The organism is Kitasatospora sp. NPDC029367 (assembly GCF_055569135.1).
Map to the genome: position 1 here is coordinate 11,899 of NZ_JBVHYH010000032.1, position 16,571 is coordinate 28,469.

General features: G+C 77.6%; 1 protein-coding gene. It reads left to right on the plus strand.

Annotation, left to right across the window (positions count from 1 at the left end; translation table 11 throughout):
• Nucleotides 1–273: 273 nt before the first annotated feature.
• The gene (locus ACZ4W5_RS19150) at nucleotides 274–16,518 is read left to right on the plus strand and encodes a type I polyketide synthase (RefSeq protein ID WP_465655688.1); all 16,245 of its coding nucleotides are present in this window, start codon (nucleotides 274–276) and stop codon (nucleotides 16,516–16,518) included.
• Nucleotides 16,519–16,571: the final 53 nt, after the last annotated feature.

Genomic DNA, 16,571 nt, shown 5'->3' on the forward strand with positions numbered 1-16,571 from the left:
ATGCTTTGCCCCCCCCCAGCTCATTACAAGAGGGGGTCTGTGCAGCCCGGGATCGGCCCGGGAAGGGTCGTTCCACCCGCCCCCCTCCGCCTGCGCCCCCCCCCCGTCCGTGCCTCGCGCTCTAGGGAAAACCGGGGCCGTCCGTGGCGAGACTGGGCGGGCGACGGGTCGGACCCGACGTCAGGAGTTCGCGCGCGGCGCCGGACCGGGCGTCCGGCAGGGCCCTTCCCGCACGGCGTTCCCTGGCAGATCCCCGGAGAGGTTGACGTCCCGATGTCGAACGAAGACAAGCTCCGCGACTACCTGAAGCGGGCGATCGCGGACCTCCACGAGACCCGCGAACAGCTCCGCGAGGCGACCGAGCAGCACCGGGAGCCGATCGCCGTGGTCGGCATGGCCTGCCGGCTGCCGGGCGGGGTCGCCTCCCCGGAGGAGCTGTGGGACCTCGTGCGCGACGGCGTCGACGCCGTCTCCGCCTTCCCCGCCGACCGCGGCTGGGAGCTGCCCGAGGGTGCCGTCACCTCCCGCGAGAGCGGGTTCCTGCACGACGCGGGCGAGTTCGACGCCGCCTTCTTCGGCATCTCCCCGCGCGAGGCCCTCGCCATGGACCCCCAGCAGCGGATCCTGCTGGAGACCGCCTGGGAGGCCGTCGAACGCGCCGGCATCGACCCCGGGACGCTGACCGGCACCCCGACCGGCGTGTTCGTCGGCGCCGGGCACGGCGGTTACGACAGCGCCTCCACCGTCGGCGGCCAGGTCGCCGAGACCGCGGCCGGACACCTGCTGACCGGCAACACCGTCAGCGTCGCCTCCGGCCGCATCTCCTACGTCCTCGGCCTCGAGGGCCCGGCCATCACGGTCGACACCGCGTGCTCCTCCTCCCTCGTGGCCCTGCACCTCGCCGTCCAGTCGCTGCGCCGCGGCGAGTGCTCGCTCGCGCTCGCGGGCGGCGTGACGGTGATGTCGAGCCCGCAGATGTTCACCGAGTTCTCCCGGCAGGGCGGCCTCGCCGCCGACGGCCGGTGCAAGCCGTTCGCGGCGGCGGCCGACGGCACCGCGTGGAGCGAGGGCGCGGCCGTCCTCCTGGTCGAGCGGCTGTCCGACGCGCAGCGCCTCGGACACCCGGTGCTGGCCGTCGTGCGCGGCAGCGCCGTCAACCAGGACGGTGCCTCCAACGGGCTGACGGCGCCCAACGGTCCGTCGCAGCAGCGGGTGATCCGGGCCGCCCTGGCCGACGCAGGTCTGTCGCCCGCCGAGGTGGACGTCGTCGAGGCGCACGGCACCGGCACCCGCCTCGGGGACCCGATCGAGGCCCACGCCCTGCTCGCGACCTACGGGCAGGACCGCGAACAGCCCGTCCTCATCGGCGCGTTGAAGTCCAACACCGGCCACACCCAGGCCGCCTCCGGGGTCGCCGGGGTGATCAAGACGGTGCTCTCGATGCGGTACGGCCTGCTGCCGCGCACCCTGCACCTCGATGCCCCGACCCCGCACGTCGACTGGACCTCCGGCGCCGCCGAACTCCTCGGTGAGGCCCGGGAATGGCCCGCCAACCCGTGGCCCCGGCGGGCGGCGGTGTCCTCCTTCGGCGTGAGCGGCACCAACGCGCACGTCGTGCTGGAGGCGGCGCCGGCGGTCGAGCACGACGAGACCGACGGGAACCCCGGGGCGGTCCTGCCGTGGGTGCTGTCCGCGCACGACGAGACGGCCCTGCGGGCCCAGGCCGGCCGCTTGGCCGCCCACCTCCGGACGCGTGGGCCGCTCGACCCGGCCGATGTCGCGTACTCCCTGGCGACCGGCCGGACGGCCATGGCGCGCCGGGCCGTCGTCGTCCCGGCCGACCCGGAGCAGCGCCTGCGCGCCCTGGACGCACTGGCGGCCGGGGGCGGGGTCGCGGGTCTCGTGACGGGCGTGGCGGAGAAGGGGGCGACGGCCTTCCTGTTCTCCGGCCAGGGCTCGCAACGGCTGGGGATGGGGCGGGAGTTGTACGCCCGGTTCCCGGTGTTCGCGGCGGCGTTCGACGAGGTGTGTGCTGGGCTCGATCCGGTCCTGCGTGAGGTGGTGTGGGGTTCGGATGCGGAGCTGCTGAACCGGACCGCGTACGCCCAGGCCGGGTTGTTCGCCGTCGAGGTGGCGCTGTACCGGCTGCTCGAATCGCTGGGCGTGCGCGCGCAGTTCGTGGCCGGGCACTCGATCGGCGAGATCGCGGCGGCGCACGTGGCCGGGGTGTTCACGCTGGCGGACGCCTGCGCGCTGGTGAGCGCCCGTGGCCGGCTGATGCAGGCGCTGCCGGCGGGTGGCACGATGCTCGCCGTGCAGGCCGCGGAAGACGAAGTCCTGCCGCTGCTCACGGACTTCGTCTCGATCGCCGCCGTCAACGGCCCGACCTCCGTCGTCGTCTCCGGCACGGAGGAGGCCGTTGACGCGGTCCGCGCGCACCTCGCCGACCGCCGGACCACTCGGCTGCGCGTCTCCCACGCGTTCCACTCGCCGTTGATGGACCCGATGCTGGCGGACTTCCGCGAGGTCCTCGACGGGCTGACGTTCCACGCTCCTTCGATCCCGCTGGTCTCCAACCTGACCGGCGCCCTCGGCCTCGGCGAGTCCGTCACCACGCCCGAGTACTGGGTGCGCCACGTCCGGGAGGCCGTCCGCTTCGGCGACGGCGTCCGCACGCTGCACGAGGCCGGAGCGACCCGCTTCCTGGAACTCGGCCCGGACGGCGTCCTCACCGCGATGGCGGCCGGGTCGCTGCCCGCCGACGCGCTCCTCGCCGCCGTCCTCCGCAAGGACCGTCCCGAGGAGCCGGCCCTCCTGGAGGCCCTCGCCCGGCTGCACGTGCGCGGCGCGGGCCCGGACTGGGCGACGGTGCTCGCCGGCTCCGGCGGTCGCCGCGTCGACCTGCCCACGTACGCGTTCCAGCGGCAGCGCTACTGGCTGCCCGAGCTCCACCGCCGCGACGCGGGTGCCCCCACCGCCGACCCGGTCGAGGACGCGTTCTGGACCGCCGTCGAGGCCGGCGACCTGCGGGAGGCGTCGGCCGTCCTCGGGATCGCGGAGCAGGACGCCGAGGCCTCGCTGGACCGCCTGCTGCCCGTGCTGGCCTCCTGGCGCGGCCGGCGGCGCCTGCTCGGCACGCTGGACGGGTGGACGTACCGGACGAGCTGGGTGCCGGTGCGCGGCCTCACCGACGCCGTTCCGCCGGGCCGCTGGCTCGCCGTGGTGTCCGAGCAGACGGAGGAGTCGTGGCCCGACGCCGTCCTCGGCGCCCTCGCCGAGCGCGGCCTGCGCATCGAGCGGGTGCCGGGCACCGAGGCCCTGGCCGCGCTGCTCGCGGACGCCTCCGGCGAGCCGCCGGCCGGCGTCCTCTCCTTCCTCGCCGCCGACGGCCGCCCGCACCCCGCCCACCACCTCGTGCCCCGCTACCTGCCCGCCACCGTCGACCTGCTGCGCACCCTGGAGACCGCCGGCGGCACGGCGAGGCTCTGGTGCCTCACCCGGGGCGCCGTCGCCGCCGAGGGCGCGGACGGCGTGAGCGAGCCCGCGCAGGCGCAGCTGTGGGGCCTCGGCCGGGTGGCCGCGCTGGAGCACCCGCAGCGCTGGGGCGGCCTGATCGACCTGCCCGCCACGCCTGACGCCCGCACCGCCGCCCGCCTGGCCGGCCTGCTCGCCCAGACCGCCGAGGACCAGCTCGCCCTGCGCGGTCGCGGCGCCTACGCCCGCCGCCTGACCCGTCGCCACCTCCCGCCGCTGCCCGCGCGCGCGGATGCGCTGCCGCAGCCCGGGTCGGAGGAGCAGGCGGCGGTCGGCGCGGACCGGCTGGACCCGGCGCCCTCGCCGGACGCCCCCGACGGCTGGACCGCTCCCCGGGGCACCCTGCTCGTCACCGGCGGCACCGGCGCCCTCGGCGCCCACGTCGCCCGCTGGCTGGCCCGGGCCGGTGCCGAGCACCTGCTCCTCGTCGGCCGCCGAGGCCCCGAGGCCCCCGGTGCGCGGCAGCTGGCCGACGAACTCGAAGGCCTCGGCGCCCGCGTCACCGTCGCCGCCTGCGACGTCGCCGACCGCGCCGCGCTCGCCGCCCTCCTCGCCGCCGTGCCCGCCGAACAGCCGATCACCGGCGTCGTCCATGCGGCCGGTGTCCTCGACGACGGCGTCCTGGAAAGCCTCACGCCCGACCGCTTCGACGCCGTGCTCCGCGCCAAGGCCGTCTCCGCCCGCAACCTCCACGAGCTGACGGCCGGGCACGACCTCGGCCTGTTCGTCCTGTTCTCCTCGATCACCGGCGTCCTCGGCAACCCCGGCCAGGCCAACTACGCCGCCGCCAACGCCTACCTCGACGCCCTCGCCGAGCACCGCCGAGCCGCCGGACTGCCCGCCACCGCCATCGCCTGGGGCCCCTGGGCCGGAGGCGGCATGGCGGGGGACCACCCGGGCCTCACCGGGCGGATGCGGCGCAGCGGGCTCGCCCCGATGGACCCGGAGCGGGCGGTCGCCGCGCTGCGTCGGGCCCTGCTCGCGGACGCCTCCGGCCTCACCGTGGCCGACGTGGACTGGAGCGCGCTCGCCCCCGTGCTCACCGCCGCCCGTGCGAGCGCGCTGATCGCGGACCTTCCCGAGGTGCGTGGCGCGGTCCACCCGGGCCACGCCACGACGACCACCGACTCCCCGCTGGCCGATCGGCTGCGCGGCCGCGGTGCCGACGAGCAGGAGCGCCTGCTGCTGGAACTCGTCCGCACCGAGGCCGCCGCCGTCCTCGGGCACGCCTCCACCGTGACCGTCGACGCCGCCCGGGCGTTCCGGGACCTCGGGTTCGACTCGCTGACCGCCGTCGAGCTGCGCAACCGCCTCACCGCCGCGACCGGCCTGCGCCTGCCCGCCACCCTGCTGTTCGACCAGCCGACCCCGACCGCCGTCGCCGCGCACCTGCGTGCCGAACTGGCCGGTACGGCCTCGGGCGAGAGGTTCGCGGCCCCGGCGGTCGCCGCCGACGAGCCGATCGCGATCGTCGCGATGGCCTGCCGCTTCCCCGGCGGCGTCGAGTCGCCGGAGGACCTCTGGCGGCTGCTCGCCGAGGGCCGCGACGCGGTGGGCCCGTTCCCGGCCGACCGCGGCTGGGACACCGACCGCCTGCACCACCCCGACCCGGACCACGAGGGCACCAGCTACGTCGCCGAGGGCGCCTTCCTCACCGCCCCCGCCGACTTCGACGCCGCCTTCTTCGGGATCTCCCCGCGCGAGGCCCTCGCGATGGACCCCCAGCAACGGCTCCTGCTGGAGACGGTCTGGGAGGCCGTCGAGCGCTCCGGCATCGACCCCGGCGCCCTGCACGGCTCGCGCACGGGTGTCTTCGTCGGCTCCAACTTCCAGGACTACCACCAGCTGCTCGACCCGGCCCGCGAGGGCGTCGCCGGGCACGTGATGACGGGCAACGCGGCGAGCGTGATCTCCGGCCGCGTCGCCTACACCCTCGGGCTGGAGGGCCCGGCCGTGACGGTCGACACCGCGTGCTCGTCCTCCCTGGTCGCCCTGCACCTGGCCGCCCAGTCGCTGCGCCGCGGCGAGTGCTCGCTGGCGCTCGCGGGCGGCGTGACGGTGATGTCCACCCCGCAGGTGTTCGTCGAGTTCTCGCGCCAGCGCGGCCTGGCCCCCGACGGCCGCTGCAAGCCCTTCGCCGACGCGGCGGACGGCACGGGCTGGGCCGAGGGCGCCGGCGTGCTGCTCGTCGAGCGGCTCTCGGACGCGCGGCGCAACGGGCACCCGGTGCTGGCCGTCGTGCGCGGCAGCGCCGTCAACCAGGACGGCGCCTCCAACGGGCTGACGGCGCCCAACGGCCCCTCGCAGCAGCGGGTGATCCGGGCCGCCCTGGCCGACGCCGGCCTGACGCCGGCCGAGGTGGACGCCGTCGAGGCGCACGGCACCGGCACCCGCCTCGGCGACCCGATCGAGGCCCAGGCGCTCCTCGCCGCCTACGGCCAGGACCGCGAACACCCGCTGCTCCTGGGCTCGGTGAAGTCCAACCTCGGCCACACCCAGGCCGCCGCCGGCGTCGCGGGCGTGATGAAGACCGTGCTCGCGATGCGGCACGGCGAACTCCCCAAGTCCCTGCACATCGACGGGCCGACCGCGCAGGTCGACTGGACCGCCGGCGCGGTCGAGCTGCTGAGCGAGGCCCGCAGCTGGCCGAGGACCGGACGGCCGCCGCGCGCCGGGGTCTCCTCGTTCGGCGTCAGCGGCACCAACGCCCACGTGATCCTCGAAGCTGCCCCCGCGCCCGAGCCGCTGCCCGAGCGCCCGGCCGCCGGCCGCCCGCTGCCCTGGCTGCTCTCCGCCCGGACCCCCGAGGCCGTCCGCGAGCAGGCCCGCCGCCTCGCCGCCCACGTCCGGGCGGCCGAGCCGGCCCTCGACGACGTCGCCCGCTCGCTCGTCACGGCCCGCGCCGCCCTGGAGCACCGGGCCGCCGTCGTCGCCCCCGACCGCGCCGGGCTCCTGGACGGTCTGGACGCGCTCGCCGACGGCCGCGCCACCCCCGCCGTCCTGGAGGGCCGGGCCGCGGGGGAGGGCGCCCCGGTCTTCGTCTTCCCCGGCCAGGGCTCCCAGTGGGCCGGCATGGGCGTCGAACTCCTCGACGCCGCACCGGTCTTCGCGCAGCGCTTCGCCGAGTGCGCGGCGGCGCTGGAGCCGTACACCGACTGGTCGGCGACCGACGTCCTGCGCGGCGCGCCCGGGGCTCCCGGCCTCGACCGGGTCGACGTGGTGCAGCCCGTGCTGTTCGCCGTCATGGTGTCGCTCGCCGACCTGTGGCGCGCGCACGGCGTCGAACCGGCCGCCGTGCTCGGCCACTCCCAGGGCGAGATCGCCGCCGCCTGCGTGGCCGGCGCGCTCACCCTGGACGACGCCGCCCGCGTCGTCGCCCTGCGCAGCCGGGCGATCCGGCGGCTCGCCGGCCTCGGCGGCATGGTCTCGGTGGCCGAGCCGGTCGCCGCCGTCCGCGAGCGCCTCGCCCGCCGGGACGGGCGCATCTCCGTCGCCGCCGTCAACGGCCCCGGCTCGGTGGTGGTCTCGGGCGACCCCGAGGCCCTGGACGAACTGATGGCCGACTGCGAGCGGGACGGCGTCCGGGCCCGCCGCGTCCCCGTCGACTACGCCTCGCACTCCGCGCACGTCGAGCGCATCGAGCACGAGCTGCTCGATCTCCTCGCGCCGATCGCCCCGCGCACCGCCGACGTCCCGTTCTGCTCGACCGTCACCGGCGCCGTGATCGACACCGCCGCGCTGGACGCCGCCTACTGGTACCGCAACCTGCGCCACACCGTGGAGTTCGAGCAGGCCACCCGCACCCTGCTGGCCGCGGGGCACCGGGTGTTCGTCGAGGTCAGCCCGCACCCCGTGGTGACCACCGGCGTCCAGGAGACCATCGACGACAGCGGCCTGCCCGCCGCCGCCCTCGGCACGCTGCGCCGCGACGAGGGCGGTCCCGGCCGCTTCCTGCTCGCCCTCGCCGACGCGCGCAACCACGGTGCCCGGGTGGACTGGGACCTCCTGTTCACCGGCACCGGAGCGCGCGTCACCGAGCTGCCGACGTACCCGTTCCAGCGGCAGCGCTACTGGCCGCGTCCGGGCGGGACGGGCGGCGACGTCACCACGGCGGGCCTGGCCGCCCCCGAGCACCCGCTGCTCGGCGCCGCCGTCGAACTCGCCCAGGGCGGCGGGCTGGTGGCCACCGCCCGCTGGTCGCTGCACACCCACCCGTGGCTCGCCGACCACGCCGTCGCGGGCACCGTCGTGGTGCCCGGCGCCGCGCTGGTCGAGGCGGTCGTCCGGGCCGGCGACGAGCTCGGCTGCGGGCGCGTCGAGGAACTGACCCTGCACGCGCCCGTCCTGCTGCCCGAGCGCGGTGCGCTCCAGGTGCAGATCGAGGTCGGCGCCCCGGACGACACCGGCCGGCGCCCGGTCGCCCTGCACACCCGCCCGGCCGACGCGCAGGCGCCCGAGGGCTGGACCCGGCACGCCGACGGTGCCGTCGCCCCCGCCGGAGCCGAGCCCGCGCCGGCTGCCGCCGCCTGGCCGCCCGCCGGGGCGGAGCCGATCGACGTCGACGGGTTCTACCCGGGCCTGCGCGAGCAGGGCTACGGCTACGGCCCGGTGTTCCAGGGCGTCCGCGCGGCCTGGCGCCTCGGCGACGCCGTCCACGCCGAGGCCGAGCTGCCCGAACCGGCCCGCGCCGACGCCGCCCGCTACGGCCTGCACCCCGCCCTCCTCGACGCCGCCCTGCACCCCGCCGGCCTCGGCCCGCTGGCGGGCCGCCCCGGGCTGCCCTTCGCCTGGTCCGGCGTCACGCTCCACGCCACCGGGGCCACCGCGCTGCGGGTCACGCTCACCCCGGCCGGGCCCGACACGGTGTGCGTCGCGATGGCCGACCCGACCGGCCGCCCGGTGGCCGTCGTCGAGGCGCTGGCCGTGCGCCCGCTCGCCGAGGGTGCCCTCGACCCGGACGCCAGGGTGGCGCGCGAGGCGCTCCTCCACCTGGACTGGCCGGCCCTGCACCTCCCCGAGCCCGGGCCGACCGCCGCCCGCTGGACCGTCCTCGGCGACCCGCCCGCCCACGCGGCGGCCCTCGCCGAGGCGGGTGTCACCCTCGGCGCCGACGCGGACGTCACGCTCGTCGAACTCAGCGGCGCCGAACCACTCGACGCCCTCGACCACGCCCTCGCCGTCCTCCGGACGTGGCTCGCCGACGGCCGTCCCGACGCCACCCTGCTCGTGACCACCCGCCGCGCCGTCGCCGCCGACCCCGCCGAGGACGTCCGCGACCTGCCCGCCGCCGCCGTCCACGGCCTGGTCCGCTCCGCCCAGGGCGAGCACCCCGGCCGCATCGTCCTCGCCGACCTCGACGACGACCCCGCCTCCTGGCGCGCCCTGCCCGCCGCCCTCGCCACCGGCGAACCCCGCCTCGCCCTGCGCCACGGCACCGCCCACGCCCCCCGCCTGGCCCGCGCCCACACCGCCGCGCCGCTGTCGGCGCCCGACGGCCCGTGGCGCCTGGACATCCGTGCCAAGGGCACCGTCGACAACCTCGAACTCCTGCCCGCCCCCGACGCCGCCGCGCCGCTCGCCGAGGGCGAGGTCCGGATCGAGGTCCGCGCCGCCGGCCTCAACTTCCGCGACGTCCTCAACGCCCTCGACATGTACCCGGGCGGCGCCCGCTTCCTCGGCGCCGAGGCCGCCGGCATCGTCCGCGAGGTGGGGCCGGGCGTCACCGGACTCGCCGTCGGCGACCACGTGATGGGCATGGTCACCGGAGGGTTCGGCCCGCTCGCCGTCGCCGACCACCGGGTGCTCGCCCGCGTTCCCCGGGGCTGGACCTTCGCCCAGGCCGCCTCCGTGCCCGTCGTCTTCCTCACCGCCTACTACGCCCTGCGCGACCTCGCGGACCTCCGGGACGGCGAACGCCTCCTCGTCCACGCCGCGACCGGCGGCGTCGGCATGGCCGCCGTCCAGCTCGGCCGCCTCTGGGGCGCCGAGGTCTACGGCACCGCGAGCGAGGCCAAGCAGCACCTGCTGCGCGCAGACGGCCTGCCCGACACCGCCGTCGCCTCCTCCCGCACCCTCGACTTCGAGGAGCGCTTCCGCACCGCCACCGGCGGCGAGGGCGTGGACGTCGTCCTCAACTCCCTCGCGGGGGAGTACGTCGACGCCTCGCTGCGCCTGCTCGGGCCCGGCGGACGGCTGATCGAGATGGGCCGCACCGACGTCCGCGACCCCGCCGAGGTCGCCGCCGCGCACGGCGGCGCCCGCTACCGCGCGTTCGTCCTCCAGGAGGCCGGACCCGAGCGGATCGGCCGGATGCTCGCCGACCTGGTCGAGCTGTTCGAACAGGGCGCCCTGCGGCCCCTGCCGCTCACCTGCTGGGACGTCACCCGCGCCCGCGAGGCCTTCCGGTACATGGCCCAGGCCCGGCACACCGGCAAGATCGTCCTCACCGTCCCGCGCCCCTGGGACCCCGACGGCACCGTCCTGATCACCGGCGGCACCGGCACCCTCGGCGCCGAACTCGCCCGCCACCTGGTCACGACGCGCGGCGTGCGGCACCTGCTGCTCGCCGGCCGCCGCGGCCCCGACGCCCCGGGCGCCGCCGAGCTCGTCGCCGAGCTCGCGGCCCTCGGCGCCGAGGCCCGCGCCGTCGCCTGCGACACCGCCGACCGCGACGCGCTCGCCGCCCTCCTGGCCGCCGTGCCGGCCGAGCACCCGCTGACCGCGGTGGTCCACGCGGCCGGCGTCCTCGACGACGGCGTCGTCGAGGGCCTGACGGCCGACCGGCTCGCCGCCGTGCTGCGCCCCAAGGCCGACGCCGCCCGCCACCTGCACGAGCTCACCCGCGGGCTCGACCTCGCCGAGCTCGTCCTGTTCTCCTCCGCCGCCGGTGTCTTCGGCTCGCCCGGCCAGGGCAACTACGCCGCCGCCAACGCCTGGCTCGACGCCCTGGCCCAGCACCGCCGCGTCGCCGGCCTGCCCACCACCGCCCTCGCCTGGGGCCTGTGGGCGCAGAGCAGCACCATGACCGCCCACCTCGGCGCCACCGACCGGGCCCGCGCCGGGCAGTCCGGCGCGCTCCCCCTCAGCACCCCGGACGGCCTCGCCCTGTTCGACGCGGCCCTCGCCGACCGCCGCGCCCTCCTCGTCCCCGTCCGCCTCGACACCGCCACCCTGCGCTCGCGCGGTGCGGCCGAACTCCCCGCCCTGCTGCGCTCTCTCGTCCGGGCCCCGGCCCGCCGCACCGCGCAGGGGGCCCAGGCCGCCGACGGGCTGCGCGCCCGCCTCGCCGGGCTCACCGCGGCCGACCGTGCCGCGGCGCTGCTCGACCTGGTGAGCGGCTGCACCGCGGCCGTCCTCGGCCACACCTCGGCCGACCAGGTCCACGCCGCACGGCCGTTCCGCGACCTCGGCCTCGACTCCCTGACCGCCGTGGAACTGCGCAACCGCCTCAACGCCGCGACCGGCCTGCGGCTGCCCGCGACCCTCGTGTTCGACCACCCCAGCCCCGGGGCCCTCGCCGGGCACCTGGCCGACGGCCTCGCCGGCACCGGCACGGCGACCGCCGCCGCTGCGCCCCTCCGGACCGCCGACGAGCCGATCGCGATCGTCGGCATGGCCTGCCGCTTCCCCGGCGGCGTCGCGAGCCCCGAGGACCTGTGGGCCCTGCTGTCCGCCGGCACCGACGCGATCGCCCCCTTCCCCGCGGACCGCGGCTGGGACCTCGACAGCCTCTACGAGGGCATCCCCGACCACCCCGACTCCTCCCGCACCCGCGAGGGCGGCTTCCTCGCCGACGCCGCCGGCTTCGACGCCGCCTTCTTCGGCGTCAGCCCCAATGAGGCCCTCGCGATGGACCCGCAGCAGCGACTCCTCCTGGAGACCTCGTGGGAGGCCCTCGAACGCGCCGGGATCGACCCGGGCACGCTGCACGGCAGCCGCACCGGCGTCTTCGCCGGCCTGTCCTCCAGCGACTACCTGGACCGGGTCGCCACCATCCCCGAGGAGGCCGCGCCGTACGTCAGCACCGGCAACGCCGCGAGCGTGATCTCCGGCCGCGTCGCCTACACCCTCGGCCTGGAGGGCCCGGCCGTCACCGTCGACACCGCGTGCTCGTCCTCCCTGGTGGCGCTCCACCTCGCGGTCCGCGCGCTGCGCGGCGGCGAGTGCACGCTCGCCCTCGCGGGCGGCGTCACCGTGATGTCCACGCCGATGATCCCGGTCGACTTCGCCCGCCAGCGCGGCCTCGCCCTCGACGGCCGCTGCAAGCCCTTCGCCGAGGCCGCGGACGGAACCGGCTTCTCCGAAGGCGTCGGCGTGCTGCTCGTCGAGCGGCTCTCGGACGCGCGCCGCAACGGGCACCCGGTGCTGGCCGTCGTGCGCGGCTCGGCCGTCAACCAGGACGGTGCCAGCAACGGGCTCAGCGCCCCGAACGGCCCGTCGCAGCAGCGGGTGATCCGGGCCGCCCTGGCCGACGCCGGTCTGACGCCGGCCGAGGTCGACGCCGTCGAGGCGCACGGCACCGGCACCCGCCTCGGCGACCCGATCGAGGCCCAGGCGCTCCTCGCCGCCTACGGGCAGGAGCGCGAACACCCGCTCCTCGTCGGCTCGGTGAAGTCCAACCTCGGCCACACCCAGGCCGCCGCCGGCGTCGCCGGTGTCATCCGCACCGTCCTCGCCCTGCGGCACGCCGCCCTCCCGCGGAGCCTCCACATCGACCGGCCCACCCCGCACGTGGACTGGACCGAGGGCGCCGTCGACCTGCTCACCGAGGCCCGGGACTGGCCCGCCACCGGACGGCCCCGCCGCGCCGCAGTCTCCTCCTTCGGCCTCAGCGGCACCAACGCCCACGTGATCCTCGAACAGGCCCCGGACCAGGAGCCCACGGTGGCCGGACCGGAGCGCCCGGCCCTGCCCTGGCTGCTCTCCGCCCGCAGCGCCGAGGCCCTGCGCGGCCAGGCCCGCGCGCTGCTCGACCACCTCGCCGTCGGCACCGCCGCGCCGCTCGACCTCGCGCACTCCCTCGCCACCGGCCGCGCCCTGCTGGAGCACCGCGCCGCCGTCCTCGGCACGAGCACCGAAGACCTGCGCGCCGGGCTCGCCGCGCTCGCCGACGGCACGCCCGCAGCCGGTGTCGTCACCGGTCGGCACGGCGCCGGGCGCGACCGGAAGGTCGTCCTGGTCTTCCCCGGCCAGGGCTCGCAGTGGGTCGGCATGGGTGCCGAACTGCTTGACACCGCACCGGAGTTCGCCGAGCGGATCGCCGCCTGCGAGCGGGCCCTGGCGCCCTGGACGGACTGGTCCCTCGAAGCCGTCCTGCGCGGTGCGGCCGACGCGCCGTCACTCGACCGCGTCGACGTCGCCCAGCCCGCGCTGTGGGCCACCATGATCGCGCTCGCCGCCTGCTGGCAGGCCCACGGCGTCACCCCCGCCGCCGTCCTCGGCCACTCCCAGGGCGAGATCGCCGCCGCCTGCGTGGCCGGCGCGCTCTCCCTGGAGGACGGCGCCAAGGTCGTCGCCCTGCGCAGCCAGGCCATCGCCCGCGGCCTCTCCGGCCACGGCGGCATGGTGTCGGTGCCCCTGGCCCACGCCGACGTCCTCGCCCGCATCGAGCCCCACGGCGGCCGGATCTCGGTGGCCGCCGCCAACGGCCCGGCCGGCGTCGTCGTCTCCGGCGAGAACGCGGCCCTCGACGAGCTCCTCGCCGCGTGCGCCCGCGACGGCGTCCGTGCCAAGCGCATCCCCGTCGACTACGCCTCCCACTCCGCGCAGGTCGAACGGATCGAGGAGACCCTGCTCGCCGAACTCACCGGACTCGCCGGACTCGCCGGGCCGACCACGCGCGAGGCCCGCATTCCGTTCTTCTCCACCGTCACCGCCGACTGGCTCGGCGACGCCCCGCTCGACGCCGGCTACTGGTACCGCAACCTGCGGCAGACCGTCCGGCTGGAGGAGTCCGTCCGCGCCCTGCTCGCCCAGGGCCACGACGCCTTCCTCGAATGCAGCCCCCACCCCGTCCTCTCGATGGCCGTCGAGGACACGGCCGCCGACGCCGGGGCCCGGGCCGTCGTGCTCGGCACCGTCCGGCGCGAGGACGGCGGCCCGGTCCGGCTGCTCACCTCCCTCGCCGAGGCCCACGTGCGCGGCGTGCGGATCGACTGGCGGCCCGTCCTCGCCGGCGGCCGGCCCGTCGACCTGCCCACGTACGCCTTCCAGCGCCGCCGCTACTGGCTCGCCCAGGACGCCGCCCGCACCGGCGCGCCCGTCGACCCCTGCGGGCTGGACGCCGTCGTCCGGCTCGCCGACGGCTCGGGGAGCGTCCTGCTCACCGGCCGGATCGGCGTCACGACACACCCGTGGACGGCCGATCACCGCGTGCGCGGAACGGCCGTCGTGCCGGGCACCGCGCTGCTCGACTGGGCGGTGCGGGCCGGCGACGAGGCCGGCTGCCCGGTCGTCGCCGAGCTCACCGAGCTCACCCCGCTGACCCTGCCCGACCGCGGCACCGTCGACCTCCAGCTCACCGTGAGTGCCGCCGACGCCGACGGCCGGCGGACCCTCACCGTCCACGCCCGCCCGACCGGCGCGGCCGACGACGTCCCGTGGACCTGCCACGCCACCGCCACCCTGGCCGCCGGCAGCATCGGCGGCGCGTCCCTGACCGAATGGCCGCCGCCCGGTGCCCAGGCGGTGGAGGCGGCGGACGGCACCGGATACGGTGAGCGCTTCCGCACCGTCCAGGCGCGCTGGCGGCGCGGCGACGAGGTGTTCGCCGAGGTCTCCCTGCCCGAGGAGCACCGCACCGAGACGGCCGGCTTCCGCGTCCACCCCGGCCTGCTCCAGGCCCTGCTCGCCGCCGTCCCGGACGGCACCGGCCCGGCGCAGCCCGCCGACTGGCGCGGCGTCACCGTCCACGCCACCGGCGCCGCGCTGCTCCGCGTCCGGCTCACCCCGGCCGCCGACGGCAGCCACGCGCTGACCGCCGCCGACGCCGACGGCGCCCCCGTGCTCACCGCCGAGGCCGTCACCGTCCGCCCGATCGCGCCCGAGCACCTCGCCCCGGCGGCCGACCCGCTCTACGCCGTCGAGTGGGCCCCCGTTTCCGCCGGAGACCTCACGGACACCGCCGTCCTCGGCGCCGACGACGCCCTCGCCGCCGCCCTCGGCGCCCGCTCCTACGCCGACCTCGCCGAGCTCACCGCCGCCCTCGACGCCGGAGAGCCCGCGCCCGCCACCGTCGTCCACCGCCTCACCGCGGCCGACGACGGCGACCCCGTCACCGGCGCGCACCACGCCGTCCGGGCCGCCCACGACCTCGCCCTCGCCTGGCTCGCCGAACCCCGGCTCGCCGACGCCCGCCTCGCCCTGCTCACCCACGGCGCCGAGACCGCGGCCCCCGCCACCGACGCCACCGTCCTCGCCCAGGCGGCCGCCCACGGCCTCGCCCGCTCCGCCCAGTCCGAGAACCCCGGCCGCTTCCTCCTCCTCGACCTCGACGACGACCCGGCCTCCACCGCCGCCCTGCCCACCGCCCTCGCCGTCCCCGACGAGCCGCGCCTGGCCGTCCGCGCCGGCGCCGTGACGGCTCCCCGGCTGCGCCCGGTGCCGGGCGGCGAGGACGACCGGGCCTGGTCCTGGAATCCGGCCGGCACCGTCCTGATCACCGGCGGCACCGGCACCCTCGGCGCCCTCGTCGCCCGCCACCTCGTCACCGACCACGGCATCCGCCACCTCCTGCTCACCGGCCGCCGCGGCCCCGACGCCCCCGGCGCCGCCGAGCTCCTCGCCGAGCTCGCGGCCCTCGGCGCCGACGTCCGCGTCGCCGCCTGCGACACCGCCGACCGCGCCGCCCTCGACGCGCTCCTCGCCACCATCCCCGCCGAGCACCCGCTCACCGGCGTCGTCCACGCCGCCGGCGTCCTGCGCGACGGCCTGCTCGAAGGCCTGACGGACGAGCAGATCACCGAGGTGCTGCGCCCCAAGGTGGACGCCGGGTGGAACCTCCACGATGCGACCCGGAGCCTGGACCTCTCCGCGTTCGTCCTGTTCTCCTCCTTCGCCGCCACGGCCGGCGGCCCCGGCCAGGCCAACTACGCCGCCGCCAACGCCTTCCTCGACGCCCTCGCCCACCGCCGCCGGGCCGAAGGCCGCCCGGCCGTCTCCCTCGCGTGGGGATACTGGGGAGAATCGAGTGGAATGACGTCCACCCTGGACGCCGTGGACATCGCCCGCTTCGCGCGCTCCGGCATGCTGCCGCTCACGGCCGTCCAGGGCCTCGCCCTGCTCGACGCCGCGAGCGGTGTGGACCGACCGCACCTGGCCCCGATCCGGCTCGACCGGCACGCCCTCGCCACCGCCGGGGCCCCGCCACTGTTCGCCGAACTCGCGCCCCGCCCCGCCACCGCCCGGCGCACCGCCGCGGGGCCGGCCGGGAGCCGGGCGACCGGCGACCGAGGAGTGCTCGACCGGCTGCCCGGCCTCGCCGCCGCCCAGCAGGAGAAGCTGCTGCTGGACGTCGTCGTCGGCCACCTCGCCGCCGTCCTCGGCCACGGCTCGCCCGAGGCCGTCGAACCCGAGCGCGGCTTCCTCGACCTCGGCATGTCCTCCCTGACCGCCGTCGAGCTGCGCAACCGCCTCAACGCCGAATTCGGCCTGCGGCTGCCCACCACGACGATCTTCGACCACCCGTCGCCCACCGCCCTGGCCGGACGCCTGCGCGACCTGGTCGGCGCGCCCACCGGCACCGCGGCACCCGCCGCCCGGCCCGTCTTCGCCGAACTCGACGAGCTGGAGAGCGCGCTCGGCGCCACCGAACTGGACGCCGACTCCCGCACCCGCCTCCTCGCCCGCCTCAAGAGCCTCCAGTGGCGGCTCGACGGCGAGGCCGCGGAGTCGCCCGCGGCCGCCGACGGGCCGGACGACGCGCTCGACGGCACCACGGACGACGAGATGTTCGACCTGATCGACCGCGAACTCGGACTCGCCTGAGGACCGCCCCGGGGCCGGCGCGCCCCGGGGCCGTCCCACGGACCCGTACCACC